General features: G+C 49.3%; 19 protein-coding genes and 1 pseudogene. 10 read left to right on the top strand and 10 right to left on the bottom strand.

Going from position 1 to position 25362, the window contains the following annotated elements; all coding sequences use genetic code 11:
- The first annotated feature begins 71 nt into the window (after positions 1-71).
- Positions 72-2438 carry a right-handed parallel beta-helix repeat-containing protein gene (locus tag HMPREF2907_RS06465; RefSeq protein WP_070681509.1) on the top strand — a complete coding sequence of 789 codons (2367 nt, stop codon included), beginning with the start codon at positions 72-74 and terminating at the stop codon, positions 2436-2438.
- Between the two features lie 59 nt (positions 2439-2497).
- Here HMPREF2907_RS06465 and HMPREF2907_RS06460 read toward each other — a convergent pair whose 3' ends face one another.
- On the bottom strand, positions 2498-3292 hold the full coding sequence (locus HMPREF2907_RS06460) for a thymidylate synthase (protein WP_070681349.1): 795 nt from the start codon (positions 3290-3292) through the stop codon (positions 2498-2500).
- Positions 3293-3831: 539 nt separating this feature from the next.
- Between HMPREF2907_RS06460 and gdhA the strand changes: the two genes are divergently transcribed.
- The 3 genes from gdhA (at position 3832) to HMPREF2907_RS06445 (ending at position 7717) form a co-directional block, all read left to right on the top strand.
- Positions 3832-5169 (top strand): NADP-specific glutamate dehydrogenase, encoded by a 1338-nt coding sequence (gene gdhA / locus HMPREF2907_RS06455; RefSeq protein WP_039406668.1) that lies wholly within the window; start codon positions 3832-3834, stop codon positions 5167-5169.
- Positions 5170-5304: 135 nt separating this feature from the next.
- Positions 5305-6666, top strand: coding sequence for a M16 family metallopeptidase (locus tag HMPREF2907_RS06450; RefSeq protein ID WP_070681345.1), 1362 nt, complete (start codon positions 5305-5307; stop codon positions 6664-6666).
- A gap of 136 nt (positions 6667-6802) precedes the next feature.
- Positions 6803-7717 carry a patatin-like phospholipase family protein gene (locus HMPREF2907_RS06445; RefSeq protein ID WP_070681341.1) on the top strand — a complete coding sequence of 305 codons (915 nt, stop codon included), beginning with the start codon at positions 6803-6805 and terminating at the stop codon, positions 7715-7717.
- A gap of 230 nt (positions 7718-7947) precedes the next feature.
- Here HMPREF2907_RS06445 and ccsB read toward each other — a convergent pair whose 3' ends face one another.
- The 3 genes from ccsB to HMPREF2907_RS06430 all read right to left on the bottom strand — a co-directional run bounded on the left by ccsB (position 7948) and on the right by HMPREF2907_RS06430 (position 12013).
- On the bottom strand, positions 7948-9135 hold the full coding sequence (gene ccsB / locus HMPREF2907_RS06440; protein WP_070681338.1) for a c-type cytochrome biogenesis protein CcsB: 1188 nt from the start codon (positions 9133-9135) through the stop codon (positions 7948-7950).
- Complete coding sequence (locus HMPREF2907_RS06435) at positions 9125-11143, bottom strand: cytochrome c biogenesis protein ResB (protein ID WP_003776199.1); 2019 nt, start codon at positions 11141-11143, stop codon at positions 9125-9127. Before HMPREF2907_RS06435 ends, ccsB begins: the two co-directional genes overlap by 11 nt.
- Positions 11144-11386: 243 nt before the next feature.
- Positions 11387-12013, bottom strand: a complete 627-nt coding sequence (locus tag HMPREF2907_RS06430) for a c-type cytochrome (protein WP_003759506.1) — start codon at positions 12011-12013, stop codon at positions 11387-11389.
- 200 nt (positions 12014-12213) lie between these two features.
- Here HMPREF2907_RS06430 and yihA point away from each other — a divergent pair, with 200 nt between their 5' ends.
- Complete coding sequence (gene yihA / locus HMPREF2907_RS06425) at positions 12214-12867, top strand: ribosome biogenesis GTP-binding protein YihA/YsxC (protein WP_070681335.1); 654 nt, start codon at positions 12214-12216, stop codon at positions 12865-12867.
- A gap of 245 nt (positions 12868-13112) precedes the next feature.
- Here yihA and HMPREF2907_RS06420 read toward each other — a convergent pair whose 3' ends face one another.
- The 4 genes from HMPREF2907_RS06420 to HMPREF2907_RS06405 form a co-directional block, all read right to left on the bottom strand.
- Positions 13113-13550, bottom strand: a complete 438-nt coding sequence (locus HMPREF2907_RS06420; RefSeq protein ID WP_039406683.1) for an ExbD/TolR family protein — start codon at positions 13548-13550, stop codon at positions 13113-13115.
- Between the two features lie 3 nt (positions 13551-13553).
- A complete protein-coding gene (locus tag HMPREF2907_RS06415) occupies positions 13554-14213 on the bottom strand; it encodes a MotA/TolQ/ExbB proton channel family protein (protein WP_039406686.1) in 660 nt (219 codons plus the stop codon).
- A gap of 69 nt (positions 14214-14282) precedes the next feature.
- Positions 14283-15212 (bottom strand): TonB family protein, encoded by a 930-nt coding sequence (locus HMPREF2907_RS06410; protein WP_045073547.1) that lies wholly within the window; start codon positions 15210-15212, stop codon positions 14283-14285.
- A 494-nt stretch (positions 15213-15706) separates the two neighbouring features.
- On the bottom strand, positions 15707-16171 hold the full coding sequence (locus tag HMPREF2907_RS06405) for an Rrf2 family transcriptional regulator (protein ID WP_039406692.1): 465 nt from the start codon (positions 16169-16171) through the stop codon (positions 15707-15709).
- A 169-nt stretch (positions 16172-16340) separates the two neighbouring features.
- Between HMPREF2907_RS06405 and HMPREF2907_RS06400 the strand changes: the two genes are divergently transcribed.
- Positions 16341-16721 (top strand): hemerythrin domain-containing protein, encoded by a 381-nt coding sequence (locus HMPREF2907_RS06400; protein WP_045073551.1) that lies wholly within the window; start codon positions 16341-16343, stop codon positions 16719-16721.
- A 111-nt stretch (positions 16722-16832) separates the two neighbouring features.
- Positions 16833-17990, top strand: a complete 1158-nt coding sequence (locus tag HMPREF2907_RS06395) for an NnrS family protein (RefSeq protein ID WP_070681332.1) — start codon at positions 16833-16835, stop codon at positions 17988-17990.
- A 342-nt stretch (positions 17991-18332) separates the two neighbouring features.
- On the opposite strand, the gene pilC is transcribed toward HMPREF2907_RS06395, so the two are convergent.
- Entirely contained in the window at positions 18333-21680 is a 3348-nt protein-coding gene (gene pilC / locus HMPREF2907_RS06390) for a PilC family type IV pilus tip adhesin (protein ID WP_318259028.1), read from the bottom strand.
- A gap of 404 nt (positions 21681-22084) precedes the next feature.
- On the opposite strand from pilC, the gene carA reads away from it, so the two are divergent.
- The 3 genes from carA to HMPREF2907_RS06375 all read left to right on the top strand — a co-directional run bounded on the left by carA (position 22085) and on the right by HMPREF2907_RS06375 (position 24181).
- The gene (gene carA / locus HMPREF2907_RS06385; protein WP_070681329.1) at positions 22085-23215 is read left to right on the top strand and encodes a glutamine-hydrolyzing carbamoyl-phosphate synthase small subunit; all 1131 of its coding nucleotides are present in this window, start codon (positions 22085-22087) and stop codon (positions 23213-23215) included.
- Positions 23216-23367: 152 nt separating this feature from the next.
- On the top strand, positions 23368-23625 hold the full coding sequence (locus HMPREF2907_RS06380) for a SemiSWEET family transporter (protein ID WP_070613328.1): 258 nt from the start codon (positions 23368-23370) through the stop codon (positions 23623-23625).
- 166 nt (positions 23626-23791) lie between these two features.
- Entirely contained in the window at positions 23792-24181 is a 390-nt protein-coding gene (locus tag HMPREF2907_RS06375) for an endonuclease domain-containing protein (RefSeq protein ID WP_070681327.1), read from the top strand.
- 247 nt (positions 24182-24428) lie between these two features.
- Here the strand turns inward: HMPREF2907_RS06375 and HMPREF2907_RS13685 are convergent.
- Positions 24429-24763, bottom strand: a pseudogene (locus HMPREF2907_RS13685) (hypothetical protein); the annotation flags it as partial.
- Between the last annotated feature and the right edge of the window lie 599 nt (positions 24764-25362).

Below are 25362 nucleotides of genomic sequence, written 5' to 3'. Positions count from 1 at the left end.
CCGCCCAGGAAAAAGCCGCTGCAGCAAAAAAAGCCGCCCAGGAAAAAGCCTATGCTTTACATAAAGCCGCAATGGCAGCAGCTGAGAAAAAAGCCCTCGAAGCAAAAAAAGCTGCACAAGAAAAAGCGGAAGCCGAGCGCAAAGCAGCCAGGGAGAAAGCGGAAGCCGACCGCATAGCCTTGGAGCAAAAACATGAATTTGATCGTAAAGCAGCCATCATCACTGCCCGAGAAAAAGCAGAAGCAGCACGTAAGGCGGCCGATGCGGCTGTAAAAGCCGAATTAGCAGAGAAAAAACGTGCCGAACAAATCAAACATTCGGAAAATAAATCCGGCAACCATTCTTCATCCGATGAAGAAACGGGCAGCCCTGTAAAAAATAAAGTCTCCAAAACAGGCAATCTGTCCTCCGATAAACCCCATACAGACAAAGTAACCGACCTTTCTGATGACAACAATAATGCAGTACGTCAGCAAAACAACAAAAGCGTTTCTACCGCGCAACCTGCCGCTGAAAAAGGAACGACTGAAACTGTCCATATCCATCATCCTGCAGAAGGCAAGCAATCGGAATCCGGCGACTATAAAGTATATGAGTCCAAACAATATGGCCGTTACATTAATGTAAATGATTTCGGCGCAGATCCGACAGGTAAAAAAGACAGCCTGGCGGCTATCAAAGCCGCGCTCGAAGCTGCCCATAAAGAAAAAGCCATGCTGTTTATGGACGGCACCTATTACATTTCTGACCAAATCGTTATCGACAGTAATACCTCCGGCGTTAAAGGCATCTTCGGTGCCGGCATGGGCAAAACCCAAATCAACTTTGACAAAGCTCAAGTCGGCGTATTCAATTCCAATACCAACCACGATGATGTTAGGGCTTTTGCAGGCATTTTGGTAGATGGTCAAAATGGCAAAACGATTGCCGACCTATCCGTTCGATACACCAACGCCGACTTCTACCGCAAAGGTTTAAGCTATTTCGGTAAAGTAAACGGCATTTTAGTCAACGATGCAGACAACACCCTGATCAGCAAAGTGGAAGTATCCGGTGCAAACCGTGCAGGCGTAACCTTTACCTCTACCGCTGCACTCATGCGCGAAGCAGGCTACAAACTGTCTTATAAAGACCGTGTTGCCAACGGCTCCATCGACGACAAATACGATTCACTGCCTTTAGGTGAAAATAACCGTATTGTTGACTCCAACCTGCACCACAATCGCGTTGCCGGCGCACTGGTTTCCTATCAAAAGAATTTCCTCGGAGAAGGCAACCTCTTGTCCTGGAACGGACACCAAGATGATGGCGGCACAGGCTACGGCATCGCCGCCGCTGCAGGTAGCTACAATTATGGCATCACCTACCGCAAAAATACGACCGACCACAACTACCGGAAAGGTCTTGACGTACATGACGGCACAGACGTCTTAATTGAAAACAACACACTAAATGGCGACCGCCTGTACGGTATTGCGGTCTATAACCGCCAATTCTCGCTGGACAACGTCAAAATATCCGGCAATGTCATCACACAGGACACTTCATTCCGCCTTGCGGTCGATGACACTCCGGGATACGACTATCATATGTATTCCGGTATCCAAATACAGACCAATACGCAACGCCGGGATTTACATACCAAAGATAAAGGCTATTTTGACATCAGCAACAACACAATCAATAACTTGGAGGTCTATAAAGACAATATCCAAACCTATGGTATCGAATTCCGCAACCATGAACAAAAAATGGATTACACACTTAACATTACCGGCAACAAAATCAGCGGCGAATCAACCAAATACCTGATGGCGGTTATCAATGATACCTACGCTCCTCAAATCAAGGAAAAAGGTATCGGCACCAGCACCATCAACATCAGTGATAATGTTGCCGATATTGGCAAAATAAAGAACGGGGCCGTTCCTTTCTATATTGAAGAACATCACTCCGACGTACCGATGCACGGTTCGGTTACGCTGAACAACAATGCCGTTACCGTTCGTGAAGAATCGGGCGGTTATGCCGAATTTGCGTTTATGCGAACAAATGCCAAGGAATATAACGTTACCAATAATACCCTGTCGCTACACGGACACCTGGATAACGGTATCGTTGAAGTCCGCAGTACCGGGGATGGTAAGGTTAATGCTAATTTAAATATGGCAAATAATACCTTGGTAACCGACATCAAAGGCCAAATCTACAAAACCTGGCTGCGTTATGAATCGGATATTGATGTTTATGCCAACTCCAACACCCATAACGGCGATACGCTTGATAATGTCAATACCAAAGGCAGCAACGTCAGCATGTCTGATGTATTAGTCAGCGTCAGCAAAAACATCAACACCATCCAAGATGCCGTCTATTCCTACCAGCATAAAACCTTACCGGTAACAGAAGACCACGTGCACACCAACGGCATCCTATAAACCCGCAGTAATCAAAAGGTCGTCTGAAATCTCAGACGACCTTTTAGCTATTTTCCATCCTACACCGCCACTGCGGCCTTGATGTGCGGATGCGGGTCGTAACCTTCCAAGTCGAAATCTTCAAACTTGAATGCAAACAAGTCTTTGACTTCCGGATTGATTTTCATCACCGGCAGCGTGCGGGTGTCGCGGCTCAATTGCAGTTTTGCCTGTTCGAAATGGTTGCTGTACAGATGCGCATCGCCCAAAGTATGGATAAATTCGCCCGCCTCCAACCCGCAGACTTGGGCAATCATCATGGTCAACAGCGCGTAACTGGCAATGTTGAACGGCACACCGAGGAAAATATCTGCGCTGCGTTGGTAAAGCTGGCAGGACAATTTGCCGTTGGCAACGTAAAACTGAAACAGCGCATGGCAGGGCGGCAATGCCATTTCGTCTACCAGCGCGGGATTCCATGCCGACACAATCAGGCGGCGGGAATCGGGGGTTTTCTTGATTTGCTCCACGACGTTGGCAATTTGGTCGATATGGCGACCGTCGGGTGCAGGCCAACTGCGCCATTGGTAGCCGTACACAGGCCCCAAGTCGCCATTTTCGTCCGCCCATTCGTCCCAAATGGAAACATTATTATCTTTCAAATATTTGATGTTGGTATCGCCTTTGAGAAACCAAAGCAGCTCATGGATAATCGAGCGCAAGTGCAGCTTTTTGGTGGTCAGCAGCGGAAAGCCTTGACTCAGATCGAAACGCATTTGATAGCCGAACACCGAACGAGTGCCTGTACCGGTACGGTCGGATTTATCGGTACCGTTTTCGAGAACATGGCGCATTAAATCGAGGTAGGCTTTCATTGGTGTCCTTTAAGGGTGTGTGTTGTTGGAGATGATTTGGGGCGTATTGTAGCAAATATATGGCAATTTGCCGGAAGATTACATGATCGAGGTCGTCTGAAAACTGGAAATGGGGTTCAGACGACCTTTGCATTATCCGTTATGGATTGTCCTGAAACACGTTTTTCTATCTGAAACAAAATTCGTTTTTTAAGGTGTTATTTTCTTTCCTAATCCTGTTTTCCAGGAGTAATTTTCGTAAAATTGTTGACAATATTGGCCGTTTTCACATGAAAATTTGCGTTGAATCGAATTTTTACACTCTCTCTTTTCAAATTTCTAATTTAATTACTTAGAATATATAACCAATTTATTTTAAAATTATGGAATTTTCAAAAATATTTTTATATTTTATTGGCTATATATACCAAATAATAAAATTCTCAAAAAAATAATGTCAACAATTTTCATCAAAACTGCTTGGCAGGCAAAAAAATTAGGTTTATATTGCTTTCCACAAATTCATCATCCTTTCCAATCTAATCCACAGGGAGCATAAAATGACCGATTTGAACGCCTTGTTTGCCAACCTCAAACAACGTAACCCCAATCAAGAGCCGTTTCACCAAGCGGTTGAAGAAGTATTCATGAGCTTGGGCCCGTTTTTGGCAAAAAACCCGAAATACACCCAACAAAACCTGCTTGAACGCATCGTTGAACCTGAGCGCGTCATTATGTTCCGCGTCACTTGGGTGGACGACAAAGGACAAGTCCAAGTCAACCGCGGCTACCGTATTCAAATGAGCTCCGCCATCGGCCCTTACAAAGGCGGCTTGCGTTTCCACCCGACCGTCGATTTAGGCGTATTGAAATTCCTCGCCTTTGAACAAGTATTCAAAAACGCCCTGACCACCCTGCCTATGGGTGGCGGCAAAGGCGGTTCCGACTTCGACCCCAAAGGCAAATCCGACGCCGAAGTGATGCGTTTCTGCCAAGCCTTTATGAACGAACTCTACCGCCACATCGGTCCGAACACCGACGTACCTGCGGGCGACATCGGCGTAGGCGGCCGCGAAATCGGCTTCCTCTTCGGACAATACAAAAAAATCCGCAACGAATTTGCCTCCGTCCTGACCGGCAAAGGCCTCGAATGGGGCGGCAGCCTCATCCGTCCCGAAGCGACCGGCTACGGCACCGTGTACTTCGCCCAATCCATGCTGCAAACGCGCGGCGATTCGATTGAAGGCAAACGCGTGCTGATTTCCGGCTCCGGCAACGTCGCGCAATACGCCGCCGAAAAAGCCATCCAGCTGGGCGCGAAAGTGCTGACCGTTTCCGACTCCAACGGCTTCGTCCTCTTCCCCGACAGCGGCATGACCGAAGATCAACTCGCCGCGCTTATCGAGCTGAAAGAAGTCCGCCGCGAACGTGTTTCCACCTATGCCAAAGAACAAGGTTTGAAATACTTTGAAAACCAAAAACCGTGGGGCGTTGCCGCCGAAGTCGCCCTGCCCTGCGCGACCCAAAACGAATTGGACGAAGAGGCCGCCAAAACCTTGCTGGCAAACGGCTGCTACGTCGTTGCCGAAGGTGCGAACATGCCTTCTACTTTGGGCGCGGTCGAGCAGTTCGTCAAAGCGGGCATCCTGTATGCGCCGGGCAAAGCCTCCAACGCCGGCGGCGTGGCAACTTCAGGCTTGGAAATGAGCCAAAACGCCGTCCGTCTGGCTTGGAGCCGCGAAGAAGTCGACCAACGCCTGTTCGACATCATGCAAAGCATCCACGAATCCTGCCTGAAATACGGCACTGAAAACGGTAAAACCAACTACGTCAACGGTGCGAACATCGCCGGTTTCGTCAAAGTCGCCGATGCGATGCTGGCGCAAGGCATTGTGTAAGTCTCATTGTCCTGACTTTAGGCTGTGGAAAAGTCGTCTGAAAACCTTAATTCAAGGTTTTCAGACGACCTTTTTTATAGCCTGAGGGCAAATTTCTTGTTACAGTCTGTCCATTGCCATTTATTAGGAGCCGTTATGCTGAGCCGTTACGTTTTTCTATCTGCCTGCCTCCTCTCTTGCGCCACCTTCGCACAAACCTTGTCCCAAACCCTGCCCAACGGTCTGAAAATCATCGTCAAAGAAGACCGCCGCGCACCTGTCGCCGTTTCCCAGATTTGGTACAAAGTCGGCAGCGTGGATGAGAAACCGGGCAAAAGTGGATTAAGCCACGCCTTAGAACACATGATGTTCAAAGGTACGCCTTCCGTACCATCAGGCGAATACAGCAGCCGCATCGCTCGTTTGGGCGGCGATGACAATGCCTATACCAACCGCAGCGAAACGGTATATTACGCCAATATCGCCTCTGCCAACTTGCCCGAAGTCCTCAAACTTGAAGCCGACCGGATGCACAACCTCAATTTCAGCGATAAAGAGTTCGCTAACGAAATGAACGTTATCCGAGAAGAACGCCGCCAGCGTACAGAAGACGATGCCGGCGGGAAGATGTGGGAGCAAATCTACCTGAACAGCTTCACCCTGCCCTCCATGAAAGCCTCCGTTATCGGCTATATGGAAGACCTGCACACCTTGCGTGCCGACGATTTGCGTGCTTGGTACAAACAATTTTACGCACCCAATAATGCCGTTTTGGTCATCGTCGGCGATGTCGATGCCAAACAGACCCTGCGCACGGCGGCAGGATTGTTCGGCAAAATACCGCGTAAATCTTTGCCTGAACGGAACAACCTGAAAGCCGAACCGGTCAAACGCGCCCCTTCCTTTGCCCAAGCTTCCTCTCCCGTAACCCGTCAACCGTTGGTTGCCACCAGCTGGCGCGTTCCCGCCCTCTCCCGCCTTAACGACAAGCTGCCTTACGCCTTGGATGTCCTGACCGACGTTTTGGCGGGCAACACCTCCAGCCGTTTGGACAAAAACCTCGTACGCGGTAAACAGACCGCATTAAGCGCAAATGCCCATTACGACCTGCTCAGCCGCGAAATGCCGCTTTTCGGCGTATTTGGAATGCCTGCTGAAAACATATCCGCCGAGACCCTGCTTACGCAGATGAAGTCCGAAATCAAAGACATCGCCGACAACGGCATCAGCAAAGAAGAACTCGACCGCATCAAAGCACAGGCATTGGCGGGCGAAATCTACGCGCGCGACTCCATGGTTTCACAAGCTTCGCTGATGGGTCGTTTGGAAGCGCGCGGGTTCAAATATTCCGATGAAGCCGCAATCCGCCGCCGCATACAGGCCGTAACCGCCGAAGAAGTACAACAAGCCGCACAAATGCTGACGGACGACCGTTCAAGTACCGTCATCATCATGCCGGAAACCGCCCCTCCCGCACCGGCAGACTATACGGCAGTAAAAAAGCCTGAAAAACAATGACAAACCGTTTTCAGACGACCTCTTGCTGTGCGATAATGCCAAACGATAATATCTTAACGTAACCGATAAGATAAAATTTACCGTGTTCCATTATCACCCTGACAAAACATCCTTCTTACACTGAGGTCGTCTGAAAATGAAATCCCCCTTTTCCTCCGTTTTCCGCACCGCGCTGACCGTCTCTTCCGTCCTAATCCTCAGCGCGTGTCCAAGCAACACTTCCCCTGTCAACCCGCCGCGGCACAACACCCAAATCACCCCTCCCCCCAAACCGCAGGCAGTCGTTGCTTTAGCACTCGGCGGCGGCGCATCCAAAGGGTTTGCCCATATCGGCATCATCAAAGTCCTCAAACAAAACGGCATCCCCGTCAAAATCATTACCGGTACGTCGGCAGGCGCCATCGTCGGCAGCCTGTATGCCTCCGGCGCAAGTCCCGACCGTTTGGAATTGGAAGCCGAAATTCTCGGCTCAACCGATTTGGTCGATCTGACCCTATCCACCAGCGGCTTTATCAAAGGACAAAAACTGCAAGACTACATCAACCGCAAAGTCGGCAACCGCCCGATTCAAGACTTCCCGATTAAATTCGCCGCCGTCGCCACCGACTTCGAATCTTCCAAAGCCGTCGCCTTCAACCGCGGCAATGCCGGACAGGCAGTCCGCGCATCCGCCGCCATCCCCAACGTGTTCCAACCCGTCCTGATCGGCGGCCGTCGATACGTTGACGGCGGACTGACCCAGCCCGTACCCGTCAGCGCGGCAAAAAAACAGGGAGCAAACTTCATCATCGCCGTTGATATTTCCGACCGGCCGTCTAAAAACCTCGAACAAGGCTTTTTCTCCTACCTCGACCAATCGATCAACGTCATGTCGCAATCCGCCCTGCAACATGAATTGAGCCAAGCAAATGTCGTTATCCATCCCCAAGTCTTGGACTTAGGCGCAGTCGGCGGCTTCAGCCAAAAACAACGTGCGATAGCCGAGGGGGAGCGTGCCGCGAAAGCCGCTATTCCTGAAATACGGCGCAAACTGGCAGCTTACCGCTACTAAGCCTTTAGTGCTTTATGCAAAGAAAAGGTCGTCTGAAAATATAAAACTATTTTTAGACGACCTCTGTTTAAGGGAGCTGGCATACTCCCTTTTTTCTTACGGGTGCTATCTCTGTTTTAAACCGAAGCTATCAAAGCAAAAGGGATACAAGCATCCCTGTATTTTCAAAAAAGGTCGTCTGAAAACCATATAAGCTTTTCAGACGACCTTTCTTTATTGTGTTTTGACGCTTACAAGGTGCCGTAAGAGTGCAGGCCGCTCAGGAACATATTGACGCCGATGAAGGCGAAGGCGGTAACGAACAGTCCGATGACTGCCCACCATGCGAGGATTTTGCCGCGCCAGCCGGCGACGAGGCGCAGGTGCAGCCAGACGGCGTAGTTGAGCCAGACGATGAATGCCCACGTTTCTTTCGGGTCCCAGCTCCAGTAGCGTCCCCATGCGTCGGCTGCCCACAGTGCGCCGAGGATGGTGGCGATGGTGAAGAATAAAAAGCCGACGGCGATGGCTTTGTACATGACTTCTTCGATGACTTGCGAAGGCGGCAGCGATGATTTTTTGCCGGCGTTTTCGTTTCTCAATGCCCAAAGTTCGGCGATGCCGAGCATGGCGGCAATACAGAACGCGCCGTAGCCGATGAAGTTGGCGGGGACGTGGATTTTCATCCACCATGATTGCAGGGCGGGAATCAGGGGTTGGATGGTGTGTGCTTCGCGGGAAAAGCTGTACCAAAGGACGAAGCCGACGACGATTGCCATGAAGCTGAAGACGAAGCCGCCGAGTTTTTGTACGGCGAAACGGGCTTCGTAGTAGAGGTACATCAGGACGGTGATGACGAGGAAGAGGATGAAGACTTCGTAGAGGTTGGAAACGGGGATGTGTCCTGCGTCAGGGCGCAGGAGGTAGCTTTCGTGCCAGCGCACTAAAAGTCCGGTAAAGCCTGCGACGGCGGACACCCATGCGAATACGGAACCCATGCCGAGCAGGGTGTTGGTGGCGACGTTTTTGCGTTGTGCCAACACGGCGCCGGTGATGTAGGCGAAGAGTGCGAAGAAGACGAAGGCGCATTGCCACATAATCGCGGACTGGCTGCTGAGGAAGTATTTGAGCAGGAAGCTGTCGGAATGCGTGATTTCGCCATCGTAGAGCATGACGGCGCCGTATGCGAGGACGGCACACAAGGGGACAAACCAGCGCATGGGTTTGAAAAACCAGCCTAAAAAGACGGTAATGCCCGCGCTTGCCCACAAAATCACCATTTCGTAGATGTCCATGGCGTGCTGAATGCGGGTTTGGGCGAAGAATGCGCCGGCTGCGGTCAGGAGAGCGAATAGGCAGTCGACCGTATTCAGGGACTTGAGGAACGATTTGTGCGTCAGCAGCTCGTGTTCGGGTAGGGGGTTATGGTTATGCGTCATGGTTTAAATCTTTCGCCAGTCGTTGCAGGCTTTGTGTATGTTGCGGAAACTCTTTTTGCAGGTCGCGCTCGTTGCGGCTGGAAGACATGGCAAAGCGGATGTGGTCGTCTGAAAACAGGACCCACGCGCGTTTCTCGCGGATGTAGAACATAAATATCGTGCCGAGAACCAGCAAAACAGAGCCTAAATAGACTAAAAATGCACCGGGCGAACGGGTCATTTGCAAGCCGGAGGAGCGGACTTCTTCAAAGCCGTCCAGTTGCAGGAGCATGGGGGCGGGGTATTCGGTCAGGCCGGTATAGGCGTCCATGCTGTGCAGCAGGAAGCGGTTGCGCGCTTCGTCTTGAGGCCATGCGGGCAGCTTGTATTTTTGGATGGTTTCTTCCAATACGGCGTTCATGACGCCGAACAGCATTTCGTAAAAATATCCCTGCATTTTTTCCTGTTGCTCTTTGGGGATGTTTTTGGTGATAAATTCGTCCAACGCCAAATAGCCGCCTTTCGCAAAAATGCCCAAGGTGTTTTCGGCGGCAAGGGTGAATTGCTCGCGGATGTTGTCGGGCGCGTTCAAGGTCGCGTTGCGGATGACGGCTTTGCGTGCGGCTTCGTCTTTCAAGAGTTCGCGCATCGCCATGAAGGTATCGGGTTTGAAAGTCTTATCGGCAGGAATGCGCAGCCAACGGTATTGCTGTTCCAGACCTGTGCGCGTACCGGTGATGAAGAAATAATCCTGTTCCTGCTTAACGGGCAGCATGTAGTTTTTATATTCGACAGCCTGACCCGCTTTGTCGCGGATTCGGTAAACAACGGACGGGCCGATGTTGGTGTATTTTTTGTTTTCTTGAGAGACGGCGCGCACGTCGTTAATTGCTGATTGCAGGGTTTGCTCTTTTTCAGACGACTTGCTCATGTCTTCCACGTTCATAGACGTGAATTGGTCAAACTCCAGCTTGTAGGACGTATTGCCGATGTCGAGCGGGAAGTCGCGCATAGATGTCGCCCTGAGCGTTACCGGCTCGCGGCTTGGGTTGCCCAAATTCCAGGCTTTAAACTTCAAATCGGATCCGCCGTCGGCAAAGCTCGCTTGATAGATGGTGATGCCGTGCAGCGTCAGCGGATGGTTGACGCGGATGGTGTGTTCGGATTTTTTGCCGCTTTCCTTGTCGGTAATTTCCAAATCGCTGGCAAAATCACGCGGCATCCCGGTATTGTAAAAGTCGATGTGGAATTTCTTCAGCTTCACTTCAAACGGCAAATCCTGAACCAGCATCCCGTTGTCGGCATTGAGGAAGACCACGTCCGCGCTTTGCCCTTCGGTAATGTTCACATTGCCGCGGAACGACAGGTTCGACGTACCCAAAATGCTTTCCGGTTTGAAGTCTTTGGCATAGACGGAATGATTGTCCGGCACGACGCGTCCGGTCAGCATACCGATTTTCAGCAGGAGGTTGCTGTCTATCAAGCCGCCCAAGCAAATCACAATCAGCGCGGTATGGGCAAAAATATAGCCCCACTTGTTCATCGCCCCTTTTTTGGCGGCAACCAAAACCGATCCGTCTTCGCGCGTTACGGTTTTGCAGCTGAAGCCTTGTACTTCGAGATAACGCCGGGCAATTTCAGACGACATCTTGCCTTCCAGCACAGTCGAATGGCGCATCGCCGCCAATGATTTTTCTTTGGCGTTTTCACGGAACGATTTGATTTCGCGGAGAAAAGGCGGAACATTGCGAATCAGGCACAAGCTGGTCGATATCACCAAAAACATCATGATGACCACAAACCAAGCGGACGCATAAACATCGTACAAGCCTAAAAAGTTGAAAATCTGCGACCAAAACGGACCGAATTTCACAACATAATTGACCTGCGGCTGGTTTTGCTGCAACACCGTCCCGATAACCGAAGCGACACCCAAAAGACTGAGCAAGGCAACGGCAAAACGCATGGAGCTTAAAAAAGCGAACCAAGGTTTGCGGATAAGGGGGACGGATGAAGGGGATTTGCTCATAGCGGTTTGATTTGATAAAGAATACGGGGATGGTCGGGATCCGGAAGAGGCCCGATTATCGAACGGCACGAAAAATAGACATGATGGGGCAAAAAGCCAAAGGCTGCCATTTGAAAATACTTATTGCCTCAAAAGCGGCGGCATACCATCGCACAAGGTCGTCTGAAAACAATTGCCCAAGGGCAAGCATTTTCAGACGACCTTGATATTCACATCATCCGCAAACAGACGGATTGATAGGAATCAATGCAGACCCTGGATGAAGTTGGAAACCGCATTCAACTCTTCTTCGGTCAGGCGTTTGGCAATATCTTCCATAATCGCGTTTTTGCGTTGTCCGGATTTATAAGCCTTCATTTGATCGACCACATAAGACATATGTTGGCCGCCTAAGCGCGGATATGCGCCGATTTCGGTACCGCCACCCGGAATACCCGCGCCGCTGGGTCCGTGGCAGGACATACAGGCAGGAACTTTTTTGTCCACCAAACCGCCTCGGTAAATTTTGCCGCCCAAAACAGGATCATTTTGTTTCGGGTTAGCCTCGCCGGATTTGGCCTGTTGTTTGGCATAGAATGCGGATACATTCAGGATGTCTTGCTCGGACAGGTTCATCACCATAGGTTTCATCACAGCGGCGGAACCGTTTGTACGTTTGCCTTCTTTAATGTCCAAGGTTTGACGGTAGATATAGGCACTGTGTTGAGCGGCGAGCTTTGGATACATGGCGATGCCGCTGTTGCCGTCCGCCGCATGACATGCCGCACAAATGGTAGTAGCCACTTCTTTGCCTTTTGCAATATCCGCTTTCGGGGCAGCGACAGCCGCGCCGGCAGCCAAAACCAAGGCCGCTAAAGTCAATCGTTTCATGGAGTGCTCCTGATTACAGCATTGCATACCGCGACAATGCCTTTTTTATACTCAAAACGCCGGATAAATTTTACCCGATAAAAACCGATAATTCTATAAACGTGCTATTCTATACTAGATTTACATTAAATTACTACCATGTTTCGCAACATGAACACGGCAAATTCCGCCACTCCGTCTCAGGGAACAAGGAAATACGGATGAACCTCTTTCAGAACGCCAAATTCTTCACCACCGTCAACCATCTCAAAGACCTGCCCGACACACCCGCAGAAATCGCATTTGTCGGACGAAGCAACGCAGGCAAATCCAGCGCGATCAATACCCTGACCAACCATGTCCGGCTCGCCTACGTTTCCAAAACGCCGGGACGGACCCAACACATCAATTTCTTCGAATTGAGCAACGGCAGCTTTATGGTCGATTTGCCGGGTTACGGCTATGCACAAGTTCCCGAAGCCATCCGCACGCATTGGGTCAAACTCTTGGGCGACTACCTCCAACAACGGCGCCAGCTCATAGGCTTGGTGTTGATTATGGATGCGCGCCACCCATTGAAAGAGCTGGATTTGCGGATGCTGGACTTTTTCCACATCACCGGCCGTCCTGTGCATATTTTGTTGTCGAAAGCCGACAAGCTGTCGAAAAACGAGCAAATCAAAACCTTAGGTGCAGTCAAAAAATCGCTCAAACCCTATATGACCCGTCAACGCATCAGCGTACAACTATTTTCCAGCCTTAAAAAGCAAGGCATCGAAGAAGTCAACCAAGTCGTCGGAGCATGGTTTGCTACGCATCAAGAAGAAATGGACAACTTGAATATCGGAAATCCGGAAAACTCCGAGTCATTGTAATCGGTCGTAGTATAGTCTGCATTGACGGGACGCAAATCCGTACTGTTCCTGTTGTATTTAACACGAAAGGTCGTCTGAAAACGCTTGGTAGTGATTCAGACGACCTTTATCACTTCCCCAGCCTACCACCTGCCCGATGCTTACCTTGTTGAGGAAGATAGCAAAGCAAAGAGTGGCAACCCATTATAAAAAGGTCGTCTGAAAAGCCTTTAGCCTTTCAGACGACCTTTTATCTGCTGATAATCCTATTGCGCCTTAGTTTCAGTTACAAAGCCGATTTTACTGATACCGGCTTCACGCGCAGCTTCGAGCGCCTTATTGACGTATTCGTACTCGACTGCTTTATCAGCCGCAATTGCTACGATCGTATCCGCATTTTCCTGCTTCTCGGTTTTCAAACGTGAAATCACCGTATCAATATCGACTTTAGTCGCAGAATCACCACCGACATAGTAGCTGCCGTTGGCATCTATCGTCAGTCGCAGCGGGTCTTTAGGCTGCTTTTCCTTCTGCTTTGCCGCTTTTTCCGAAGCGGTCGGCAATTCCAAAGGAATCGAGTGGGTCAATACGGGCATGGTGATCATGAAAACGATCAACAACACCAGCATAACATCGACCAAAGGCGTAACGTTGATGTCCGACATCGGCGCGTCATCGCCGGAATTCATTGAGCCGAATGCCATAATTTAGTCCTTTTGATTCAACAGGCGGACGTGTAAATCGTGTGCGAAAGCGTCCATATCTTGAGAGAGGGTTTTCTTACCGCGATTGAGGAAGTTGTACGCCAAAACAGCAGGAATGGCGACAAACAAACCGGCAGCAGTAGATACCAACGCCTCACCAATCGGACCGGCAACGGCAGCAATACTCATTTGTCCGCTTTGACCGATATTGATTAAAGCATGGTAAATTCCCCAAACCGTACCGAATAAGCCGATAAATGGAGCGGTTGCACCAATGGATGCCAAAGCAGTCATACCGTAGTCAAACTGGCGCATGGCTTGCTCCATACTGTTTCGGATTTGAATGACGAGGTATTCGTTCAAAGGCAGTTCGGTAGTAAGTGTTTTCGCATTGCTTTGACGATAGCTTTGGTAGGCACGCAGGGATTCGTCCGCCACACGGCTCATCGGTGAATCAATGCTTTTCACTTTTTGTACCGCTTCCGACAGCGTAAAAGCATTTAGCATTTGCGTTTTTACTTCAGCATTGGCACTTTTGGCTTTTTTCAGTTTGATAGTGCGCAGGATAATCAGGCACCAAGTAACAATGCTCATCACCAGCATCAGTACGAATACACTAATCAGGACGAAATCGCCTGATTCAAACACTAATTTCAAATCCATAATTTTTCCAGATTAAAAATAAAATTAAAAAATTTCTTTTTTGTCAAAATACAGGTAATTCGCGTTCATTTACTGAAGTTGGAAATTAATTTTACCCCGGTATTCTGTCAAACGGTTTGTAGGGTATCTGCTGCCGGCGGCAGTAGCTGCCTTCCTTGCTGCATTATCCAAACGTTGGAATCCGCTACTTTTAGTTACGGTAACTTTTACAACCTTACCACCGGGCTGAACAAGAATAGATAAATGAACTACTCCTTCCTCCCCATTTTCTAGAGAGAGGGGCGGGTAAGCCGGTGTAGGCAGGAAACCTTTATCTACGACAGCAGGAGGGCCACCGCTTCCACCTCCTGCACCTCCGCCGCTACCGGTACCTGATCCATGCTCACCTTTGGCACCGCCACTGCCTGATCCACTGCCCTCACCGCGTCCGCTGCCGGTACCTTTCGTACCGCCACCACTTCCTTTACCCTCACCGTGAAGGGCCTTACCTTCTCCACTGCCTTTTCCGTTTTCCGCAGTATTCGGACCGGTTTTAGTACCGGTGTATTCCGAAGCTTGAGGTGCAGGCTTAGATTCTGTTTTAGGTTCAGGCTTAGGCTCTGGGCGTGGCTCCGGTTTAGGCTCAGGTTTGGGTTCCGGCTTAGGTTCAGGTTTCGGTTTTTCAACCGGCTTCGGCTTCTCTTTAGGCTGCTGGATATCAGCATCCTCTTTTTTCGTCACCACCGGCTTGATAACAGGCTTTGTAGGCTCAACCGGCTTGGGTTTCGGTTTTGGCTTTTCAGGCTCAGGGATCTTTTCCGGAGCCGCCGGCGCACCTTCGCCCTCAGGACTACCGTCTCCACCACCATCGCCGCCCAAATCTGCCAAATCGACAAACTCAATATTCATCATTTCCGGCACAGGCGGCTTGTGTGCCTGCCATAACAACGCGACCAAACCCGCGTGGATCAAAACCACCGAGATGACGACAGAAGGAGTTAAAATTCGTTCTTTATTCATAATCAACGCATGATAATAGCAACAATTTGTGTTTGCAACCCATTTTTACATTTGTTTTTTAGTGAATATCCATTTAAAAATATTTCCTCATTTTAATATCATACGCATGATTTTTTGATATTGCTATTCATTATCATAGCAGGCAAAAGAAAAAGAGGACTTAATGCCTCAGTTGATTGGATTAGAATGTATTTAATGAAAAAAGTTCATCATCTAACCAGATTACGAACAAAAAAATCACGATAACGAAACAAATTTAATGATATACAAATATATCTAATTGCGGCTTATTTTTTTTCAGGCTTATTTTAGTCACTACAAACAGGAAACCCATGGAAATGGAAAGAAAATTTTTTACCTAGATTGGGTGATAAGCTGCCTGAAATAAAAACCTTACCTATTCAAAATGTTACAATCATCAGAATAAATCAAATGTCTCCATCTTCGCCTAAGACGCAAACACCTATTGATAACTTAAATTTCATAAAATCGTATCATGCCGACTTATTACTCATTTTTTCTACAAAAATTTCAATTCTCGGCTCATACAACAAATCATAAGTCGGCTTGTTAAGCAAATCCTGCAAAGTAAACCCGTCCAAATGTGCAAAGAAAGCCTTAATCGCTCCGCCCAAAATACCGGCAAGACGGCAGGATGGCGTAATCAGACATTCATTGTTTTCTCCCATGCATTCGACAATCTGCATGGGTTCAAGATGGCGCACGACCGCGCCGACATTGATTTTATCGGGTGTGTCGGCAAGACGTAGTCCGCCTCCTTTACCTCTTATACTGGTCAGAAATCCGCCTTTGACAAGCGCGGTAACGACTTTCATCAAATGACTTTTGGAGATGTTATAGGCTTCGGCAATGGTTCCGATATTGACTAACGAATCGTCGTTTATGGCCGCATAAATCAATACCCGCAGACCATAATCCGTATGTTGCGTCAGATACATGGTTTTCTCTGTTTGAATATATTATTTTTTGGAACGGCGGCAGTGTGTCCTAAGGAGAACTGTCGCCGTTATGTGTTTGACTTTATATATGATTAAGTTTCATAATATCTGAAACATTTGAATTAATCCAGTGCAGTTTGATAATTTATTATCATTATAATCAAATATTATGAAGCCGTTAAAACGCCACCCAGCACTTATCGAACTTTCCCGCGAACACCATCACGCCCTTTCACTCTGCGTCCGCCTCCTGCGCGCGCCCGCTGAAAGCCATCGAACAGAGCTTGAAGCCCATTTCCTTGAATTGGAACCGCATTTTGTTGAAGAAGAAACCATGTTCGCCCCGCATTGGCAGAATATTCCCGTTGCGATGCGCGAACGTTTCGAAGCCGAACACGCCAAACTGCGCAGCATGATGGCAAATCCTGAATATCTTAACGAAGCATGGAACAAAGACTTTGCCGTTACTCTGCGCGACCATGCCCGTTTTGAAGAACGCGAACTGTTTCCCGCAGTCGAGCCGTTTTTGCCGGAACCCGAAGGAATCTGATAAAAAAGGTCGTCTGAAAAGTCCAAAAGCACGATTTTAGCGTTTTCAGACGACCCTCCTGTCCATTCAAACCTAAAACAAACCATTCAAAAAGCAAACCAAGGAACTACCATGACCGCCTTTTTCAAACACCCTGTTTGGGCAATGGCATTCCGCCCGTTTTACTCGCTGGCGGCACTATACGGCGCACTCTCCATCCTGCTTTGGGGCTTCGGCTATACGGGTACGCCCGAGTTGTCCAATTTTTATTGGCACGCCCATGAGATGATCTGGGGCTATGCCGGACTCGTCGTCATCGCCTTCCTATTGACTGCCGTTGCCACTTGGACGGGGCAGCCGCCCACGCGCGGAGGCGTTTTGGCAGGATTGACCGCATTTTGGTTGGCGGCAAGGATTGTCGTTTTCATTCCGGGCTGGGGTGCAACCGCCAGCGGCATACTCGGCACGCTGTTTTTTTGGTACGGCGCAGTTTGCATGGCATTGCCCGTCATCCGTTCCAAAAACAAACGCAACTACGTCGCCGTGTTCGCCATCGTCGTCCTAGGCTGCACGCACGCCGCATTCCACTTCCAACTGCATGCCGGAAACGCATCTGCACTGCTCAGCGGGCTGCAGTCCGGTCTGATTATGGTCTCAGGCTTTATCGGCCTTATCGGCATGCGGATTATTTCCTTCTTTACCTCCAAACGCCTGAATGTTCCGCAAATCCCCAGTCCGATGTGGGTCGCGCACGCGTCCCTCTGGTTGCCCATGCTGACTGCCATGCTGATGGCGCACCATGCCCTGCCTTGGCTTTCATCTGCTTTTGCCTTTGCAGCGGGCGTGATTTTTACCGTACAGGTTTACCGCTGGTGGTATAAAGCTGTTCTGAAAGAACCGATGCTGTGGATTTTGTTCGCAGGCTATTTGTTCACAGGATTGGGATTGATTGCCATCGGTGCCTCCTACTTCCACAGCTCTTTCCTTAATCTTGGCGTACATCTCATCGGCGTCGGCGGCATCGGCGTCCTGACATTGGGCATGATGGCTCGCACCGCGCTCGGGCATACCGGCAACTCCATCTATCCGCCACCCAAATCCGTACCCGTCGCCTTTTGGCTGATGATAGCCGCCACCGTCATCCGCATCATTGCAACCTTCGTCAGCGGCACCGGTTACATCCACAGCATCCGCACTTCCGCAGTCTTGTTTGCCCTGTCCTTGCTGCTTTACGCATGGAAATACATCCCTTGGCTCATCCGTCCGCGTGCGGATGGCAAACCGGGTTAATCGAATCAAGCATATCAAACGAAAGGTCGTCTGAAACCTGTTTCCAAGTTTTCAGACGACCTTTCGTTTGATCAATCAGGCTCCCGTGTCGAATACATCTCGACAAACTGTATTCGATAGCAGCATAAAAATAAGCTTGGCCTGACGACCAATGTTGCGCCGCAATATTTATCACGAAGTTCAGCGTGGATCTTACCCGCGCAAAAGCCCCAGTTTACTGCTCGCTCAAAATTCAATGAATATAACTAAAAGAGCCACGCAAAAGAAAAAGGAAAGGTCGTCTGAAACCTGTTTCCAAGTTTTCAGACGACCTCTTGGTTTTCATACGCTTACACGAACCAATCAGAAAAACAGCTCGCGCCAACTGATACGTTGCAGACCACAGATACGGCCTTTTACTGTCAGAGATTCCCCTTTATTCAGGAGTAAACTGCGCTGGTCTCCCTCTTTGCCTGAGAAACATTTGTTGTTAGGCGTACCAGAACCCAACCCAAGCTCCTTATCCGTACCGGTTCCACCGCTGTCGCCATCGGCAGTAACAGGATCGTCTGTACGCTTGTTCGGATCGATAAAGGTGAAGCTGACAATACTACCTTCTAGAGTCAAACCGTTGGCGTATTGCGTACCGAAACCGCTCAATTCACGCTTAAATATATCAGGCGTAAAACGTGCGCTACGGCTATTGAGTGCACCGCCGTTATCAGCATTGATACCGAGGAAGGTCGTGCTGGTTACAGTTGACTTATTGTTGCTGACAGGCAGACACAAGTCTTTTTCCGCTTCTTCTTTGCCGATGGTTTTACCAACATTAGAAGTGTACTTGCGTATTGTAACGATGGCAGTACGCAGAATCATGGTCGGCTTAATGCTGACACGCTCGCCGGGACGCAGATTGATAAACCAGCCCTTATGCGCCTCTTCAATTTTTTCGTTGCTCAGATACAAGGCTTTACCAGTTTGCAGCTGGTTGTTTTCATCGTTATATGACTGCTCTACCTCAGTAATAGTTTGTTCGCGCAGATTTTGCTCAGCAATATCTTTATTTGTCTTGTCTTCAAACAAATCTTTCGGTGCATTATCCAATTTTTGGACAATACCGTAAATCGATTGTGTCTCAGTATTGCTCAAATCACTTTGGTAGACTTCGCTACCCGTACCGAAAATCACGACGTATTCCTTAGCTCCTTTTCGTGATACGGCAGGAGCCGAGGTAATCGGCTTGTTTGACGAACCGGAGAAGATTTTGACCACAGTCCATTTATCCGGTGTTTCACCACGGAGATCGAAGCGGTACATATTACCCCCTCTGTCGCCTGCAAAGGCAAAATCGACAACTCCGTCAAAATCGGTATCAAGCAGTGTCGGTGTGGACAGACCGCCTACACCGCCCGGCACGATAATTTTTGCCAATTCCTTACCTGCTTTACCTTCTTCACCCGCAGGCTGACCGCGCTTCTCACCTATACCAACTTCTTTACCGAGCATTTCGTAAACATATAACGCAGTTTCATTGGCTTCTGCATCTTTTGCTTCAGCTGCGTAGCCACTGGCGAGGAATCCCGCATAGCGGATGTTTTCCTCCAGTTTGGCACTACCATCTGTTTCACGTTTGATGGAAACACGACCGATTTGCGGCGTACCGATAGTAAAGCCCAAATTATTGTCTTTCCCTTTGGCCGTTTCAAACAAAGGAACTTTAGCGCTCAAAGCAGCCGCATCCAGACCGGTATTGGTGGTTTGATCTTCTTTACCGCCTATATTGAGAGCGTATGCGCCACGTCCGCCTTGCCCCATCGCGCCAAACATAAACACGCGCTGCTGAAACTTACTGCCTTGTTCTGCAACAGGGGTCTGACGCAGGGTAAAGCCACCATTCACGCCGTATTTGTGGTTTTCAATGGATTTTCCGTAATCCGCATGTGCAATGTCTTTCAATACTTTGGCAAGCGTAATCGGGTTACCTGACGCATCATTTTCGCGCTCCATTGCAGAAGGAAGATAGCTGACTTTCAAATCATAAGGATGGTTGCCATCCGTACTTTGGAAAATATGCACCATACCGTCATTGGCTGCGGCAACCAAATATTTGCGGCGACCATGCTCCTGATTACCGACTGCAGCAACGGATCCATCCAAAATATCGCCCAAATCACGCTCTCCGGCCTTACGGACACGGTAAGGACTATATGCACTGTCATCACTGCCGACCCTGCCCGTCCAATTGAGCAGTTTTTTCCATTCGTTTTTGTCACTACTCTCGATACCGAAATAGGCATTGTCGACTTTATCATCAGAGATGGCGTCGATAAAGTAAGTATTAGAACCTGTGTTAATCAACGTTTTACGATTACTAAAGGAAGGCTGGGTAACTGTACCTTCCCGTCTACCATCACTATTATTCAATTTATTAAATAAAATCTGACTGCTCCAAGAGCCGGTATTCAGCTTGATGGTTGCCGCCAAATCGGGAATACCACTGTTGGAAGTTGCAGGCGCAGTACCACCCTCACCTTCAAAAGGAATGCTTGCACTATCATCACTGATCTGACTGATAATTTTCTCAAAGGCCTTATATAAATCATCAGGTTTCGCAGCGTTAAAATACCAGCCATCACGACTTGCACCCCTTATGAGGTATTGCTCACCAGCCGGAGAAATGCCGTTACCAAAACCAACAGTGAAGGTTTGTACCGTTTGTTTACTGTAATCCACGCCCTTAGGGTCAATATTTGGATCGCCATCCCAGCTCACCCCAGCAGCATCAACACGGTCTACGGCAGCAGTTTTAATGTCTTTGACATCAAGCTTGCGGCTAAAAAATGCCATACCGCCCTCGACCCCTCTGTATCTGTTGGCAGTATCCCAGAATTTCGAATAGTGTACATTTTCCCTCTTATCTCTACATGTATCAGCCAAGTCGTAAATGCTGAAATCTCTCATCGGAGACTGGCCAAAATATTTGTAAGCAGTAATAAACGGTTCTGTCCGATAAAGATCTGCCTCGTAGTTGAGGTATGCACTCGGATAGCTTGAGTTTCTCCGACCGTTATTCCCATCATAGTTAAAACGATAATGAAAACTTGTCCTATCATGATTACAAGAGAAGTTGGCATCACCGTCAGACATCATCACAACATAGGATTTCTGACAGCGGTATTTGATATTCGGCATAACAGCGGATGCAACTACTTCGTAATACCTACGGGTAGCAGGCGTATAACCAGAGGGGCTCATGTTATCTACCAAAGTTTTCATTTGCTCCCATGAGGTATTAAACGTTTCTTCGCTATTCGTATAATTCTTTTTAGTATGTTTTGTAGGATCAGGATTGCTAAAATTATTCTCTGTATTTACCAAGGCCTGCAAACCCCAGTTGAATTTACCCTGATACTTGTCAAGAACCTGATTCAATGCTTTTTTCGTTACATCCATCCTTGATTCTTGCCCAGGAGGGTTCCCTCCCCCTGTAATCGCATTGCGACCCATACTCCCAGAGTTATCAATAAAAAACATAATGTTATGTTTAATTTTCGGCTGTTCGGTAATCTGAGATTCGTTTTGCAGGTAAAGCGGGGTTTTGGCAAACTGCGCTTGTGCTTGCGATGCTGCCCCCATCAGGGCGAGCGCGGAGGCGATGCTGTAAATCATCGGACGGACGGTACCGGGGAAACGTGAAAGGTTGTTTTTCATAATGCGTTCTTTTTTCGTAAAATCGTCGGTTGACGGATGATGACGTTGTTTTTATTTTCTCGGAATGTGATTCTAACATTTACAATGTCATTTATGTGCAGTTCCGAATATTTTTTTGCCTGATACAGGGGACAAATGGTGAAAATGAAACAGACCGCATGATTGTTAAGGTAGAAACTATCTTAGGATACAACTTGAACGATATGGATTTTTGACGTAGAATGCATTGCTTCTACGGCATAGGCAGCTATGCCTGAAAAAGCACGTTACGCAGCAAAATCAAGGCTGCGGGACGTGTTTTTTTTTAGCCGATATTTTCTCAGGCGGTCTTTTTTGTAAACAATTTTCAGACGACCCCTGCCCGTTTCTGCAAACCGACCATCATCAGGCAACAGGATTCCATCATGACCACTCCGGCTCTTCTCGTTCTCGCTGACGGCAGCGTATTTCACGGCACATCAATCGGTTACGAAGGTTCGACTTCCGGCGAAGTCGTGTTCAACACTTCCATGACCGGCTATCAGGAAATCCTGACCGACCCGTCCTACTGCAAACAAATCGTTACCCTCACCTACCCCCACATCGGCAATACCGGCACCAACGCCGAAGATGAAGAAAGCCGCAGCGTTTATGCCGCAGGCTTGATTATCCGCGACCTGCCGCTGCTGCACAGCAACTTCCGCGCCTCCGAAAGCCTGCACGACTATCTGGTGCGCAACAAAACCGTTGCCATCGCCGACATCGACACCCGCCGCCTGACCACGCTGCTGCGCGAAAAAGGCGCACAAGGCGGCGCGATTCTGACCGGTGCGGACGCCACGGTTGAAAAAGCGCAAGAACTCATCGCCGCGTTCGGCAGCATGGTCGGCAAAGATTTGGCGAAAGAAGTTTCCTGCAAAGAAGCCTACGAATGGATCGAAGGCGAATGGGCGTTGGGCAAAGGTTTCGTTACCCCTGCCGAACAACCGTTCCACGTTGTTGCCTATGATTTCGGCGTGAAAACCAACATCCTGCGTATGCTCGCCGCACGCGGCTGCCGCCTGACCGTCGTCCCAGCCCAAACCAGCGCGGAAGACGTGTTGGCGCTCAACCCCGACGGCGTATTCCTCTCCAACGGCCCCGGCGACCCCGAACCTTGCGACTACGCCATCGAAGCCGTGCAAAAACTGATGGCAAGCGGCAAACCCATCTTTGGCATCTGCTTGGGACACCAGCTCATCAGCCTCGCCATCGGTGCAAAAACCTTAAAAATGCACTTCAGCCACCACGGCGCGAACCACCCCGTGCAAGATTTGGACAGCGGCAAAGTCGTCATCACCAGCCAAAACCACGGCTTCGCCGTCGATGCCGACACCCTGCCCGCCAATGCAAGGATTACCCACAAATCCCTGTTCGACAACACCTTGCAAGGCATCGAACTGACCGACAAACCCGTGTTCTGCTTCCAAGGCCACCCCGAAGCCAGCCCCGGCCCGCAGGATGTCGGCTATCTGTTTGACAAATTCATTGACAATATGAAAGCGGCAAAACAATAAGCCGCCTTTTCAGACGACCCTTCAACTCAACAAAGGTCGTCTGAAACCCGATAAAAATCAAAACATAAAAAACAAAAATTCAGACGATCCCTCAACACAAAACGTCGTCTGAAAAATCAACCTCCCAACCCTCAAATCAGAAAGGAAAACCCATGACTGAAAAACAAATGCGCGTACTCTCCGTCGTCGCCACTCTGACCGCAGTAGGCATGTACGTTTCCTATATCCCGCAAATCCAAAACAACCTCGCGGGCAACCCCGGCTCGCCGCTGCAACCCCTCGTCGCCGCCATCAACTGCACATTATGGGTTGCCTACGGCTTTTTGAAAGAAAAACGCGACTACCCTGTCATGCTGGCAAACGCCCCCGGCATCATTTTGGGCTTGATTACATTCTTCACCAGCTTTTAAGGAAGTTTTCAGACGGCATGTGCAAAATAAAAACGTAAAAGGTCGTCTGAAAAAAGATTGTCTTGCCGCAACATTTAATTCAATCAGCAACCCCATCCCCTCTCCCGTGGGAGAGGGCTAGGGAGAGGGCAGCAAGGCTTGCACAAACAGCAACCCGATAACAAAAATGACCACGCCCGAAAAACTATTGACCGCCGACAACCCCGCCCTGCATCAACGTGCCAAAGCCATGCGTCAAGAAATGAGCGAGGCGGAAGCAAAATTGTGGCAGCACCTGCGGGCAGGCCGTCTGAACGGCTATAAATTCCGCCGCCAGCAGCCGATGGGAAATTATATTGTTGATTTCATGTGCGTAACGCCCAAGCTGATTGTCGAAGCAGACGGCGGGCAGCACACAGAACGAGCCGCATACGACCACGCGCGGACAGCATATCTCAACAGCTTGGGCTTTACCGTGCTGCGTTTTTGGAACCACGAAATTTTGCAGCAGACAAACGACGTATTGGCGGAAATCCTGCGCGTGTTAAAGGAATTGGAAAAGCAGCCTGCACGGTAGCAGATGGCTGATTTTGATTAGATCATTGAAAATTATAGGGTGCAAACCGACTGAATTGAGCATTTATAAAGGTCGTCTGAAAAGCAAAAAAGCAACCTACACAACCTGTTTTCCTTGCAGAACCCTTAATCCCAACAGCCCCCCGTTCTCTCTCCCGTGGGAGAGAGTTAGAGAGAGGGCAACAAGCCGCAAGGCTTGTATTTTGAGCGGTTAGAGTGTTGGGAAAGATTGTCGCGATTTGGGGAATGCCCTCTCCCCAACCCTCCCCCACGGGGGAGGGAGCAGGTTGCAGCAGGTTTTGCGGTCGCAGGCGGTTTGAAAAGCAACTTGGATTTACAACTGTTGATGCAGGTCGTCTGAAAAATAAAAAGCAGTCTGCACAACCTGTTTTCCTTGCATAACCTTTAACCCCAACAGCCGCCCCGTCCTCTCTCCCGTGGGAGAGAGCTAGAGAGAGGGCAACAAGCCGCAAGGCTTGTATTTGGGCGGTAGTGTGTTGGGAAAGGTTGCTGCAATTCGGGGAGTGCCCTCTCCCCAGCCCTCCCCCACGGGGGAGGGGGGGGATTGCAGCGGATTTTGCGGTTACAGGCAGTTTGAGAAGCAGCTTGGGTTTACGCCGTTGATTTCAGGTCGTCTGAAAAATAAAAAGCAGCCTGCACAATTTGTTTTCCTTGCAGAACCCTTAACCCCCAACAGCCGCCCCATCCTCTCTCCCCGTGGGAGAGAGTTAGAGAGGGGGCAACAAGCCGCAAGGCTTGTATTTTAGAAGACTAAGGGATTTGGGGAAGGTTGCCGAAATTCGGAGAATGCCCTCTCCCCAACCCTCCCCCACGGGGGAGGGAGCAGGTTGCAGCAGGTTTTGCGGTCGCAGGCGGTTTGAAAAGCAACTTGGATTTACAACCGTTGATTTCAGGTCATCTGAAAAGTAAAAAACAGCCTGCACAACCTGTTTTCCTTGCAAAACCCTTAATTCCAACAGCCACTCCGTCCTCTCTCCCTGTGGGAGAGAGTTAGAGAGAGGGCAACAAGCCGCAAGGCTTGTATTTTAGAAGACTAAGGGATTTGGGGAAGGTTGCCGAAATTCGGAGAATGCCCTCTCCCCAACCCTCCCCCACGGGGGAGGGAGCGGGTTGCAGCAGGTTTTGCGGTTTCAGGCGGTTTGAAAAGCAACTTGGATTTAC

This window comes from Neisseria sp. HMSC055H02 (genome assembly GCF_001813335.1).
Taxonomy (GTDB): domain Bacteria; phylum Pseudomonadota; class Gammaproteobacteria; order Burkholderiales; family Neisseriaceae; genus Neisseria; species Neisseria sicca_C.
The sequence above is the reverse complement of the archived record's forward strand: the minus strand, read 5'-3'. Positions and strand labels throughout refer to the sequence as shown.

Bases quoted from the DNA above. Each gene is read 5' to 3' on its own strand.
- HMPREF2907_RS06465 (WP_070681509.1), top strand. From the start codon at position 72: ATGGCAGCAGCTGAGAAAAAAGCCCTCGAAGCAAAAAAAGCTGCACAA.
- HMPREF2907_RS06460 (WP_070681349.1), bottom strand. From the start codon at position 3,292: ATGAAAGCCTACCTCGATTTAATGCGCCATGTTCTCGAAAACGGTACC.
- gdhA (WP_039406668.1), top strand. From the start codon at position 3,832: ATGACCGATTTGAACGCCTTGTTTGCCAACCTCAAACAACGTAACCCC.
- HMPREF2907_RS06450 (WP_070681345.1), top strand. From the start codon at position 5,305: ATGCTGAGCCGTTACGTTTTTCTATCTGCCTGCCTCCTCTCTTGCGCC.
- HMPREF2907_RS06445 (WP_070681341.1), top strand. From the start codon at position 6,803: ATGAAATCCCCCTTTTCCTCCGTTTTCCGCACCGCGCTGACCGTCTCT.
- ccsB (WP_070681338.1), bottom strand. From the start codon at position 9,135: ATGACGCATAACCATAACCCCCTACCCGAACACGAGCTGCTGACGCAC.
- HMPREF2907_RS06435 (WP_003776199.1), bottom strand. From the start codon at position 11,143: ATGAGCAAATCCCCTTCATCCGTCCCCCTTATCCGCAAACCTTGGTTC.
- HMPREF2907_RS06430 (WP_003759506.1), bottom strand. From the start codon at position 12,013: ATGAAACGATTGACTTTAGCGGCCTTGGTTTTGGCTGCCGGCGCGGCT.
- yihA (WP_070681335.1), top strand. From the start codon at position 12,214: ATGAACCTCTTTCAGAACGCCAAATTCTTCACCACCGTCAACCATCTC.
- HMPREF2907_RS06420 (WP_039406683.1), bottom strand. From the start codon at position 13,550: ATGGCATTCGGCTCAATGAATTCCGGCGATGACGCGCCGATGTCGGAC.
- HMPREF2907_RS06415 (WP_039406686.1), bottom strand. From the start codon at position 14,213: ATGGATTTGAAATTAGTGTTTGAATCAGGCGATTTCGTCCTGATTAGT.
- HMPREF2907_RS06410 (WP_045073547.1), bottom strand. From the start codon at position 15,212: ATGAATAAAGAACGAATTTTAACTCCTTCTGTCGTCATCTCGGTGGTT.
- HMPREF2907_RS06405 (WP_039406692.1), bottom strand. From the start codon at position 16,171: ATGTATCTGACGCAACATACGGATTATGGTCTGCGGGTATTGATTTAT.
- HMPREF2907_RS06400 (WP_045073551.1), top strand. From the start codon at position 16,341: ATGAAGCCGTTAAAACGCCACCCAGCACTTATCGAACTTTCCCGCGAA.
- HMPREF2907_RS06395 (WP_070681332.1), top strand. From the start codon at position 16,833: ATGACCGCCTTTTTCAAACACCCTGTTTGGGCAATGGCATTCCGCCCG.
- pilC (WP_318259028.1), bottom strand. From the start codon at position 21,680: ATGAAAAACAACCTTTCACGTTTCCCCGGTACCGTCCGTCCGATGATT.
- carA (WP_070681329.1), top strand. From the start codon at position 22,085: ATGACCACTCCGGCTCTTCTCGTTCTCGCTGACGGCAGCGTATTTCAC.
- HMPREF2907_RS06380 (WP_070613328.1), top strand. From the start codon at position 23,368: ATGACTGAAAAACAAATGCGCGTACTCTCCGTCGTCGCCACTCTGACC.
- HMPREF2907_RS06375 (WP_070681327.1), top strand. From the start codon at position 23,792: ATGACCACGCCCGAAAAACTATTGACCGCCGACAACCCCGCCCTGCAT.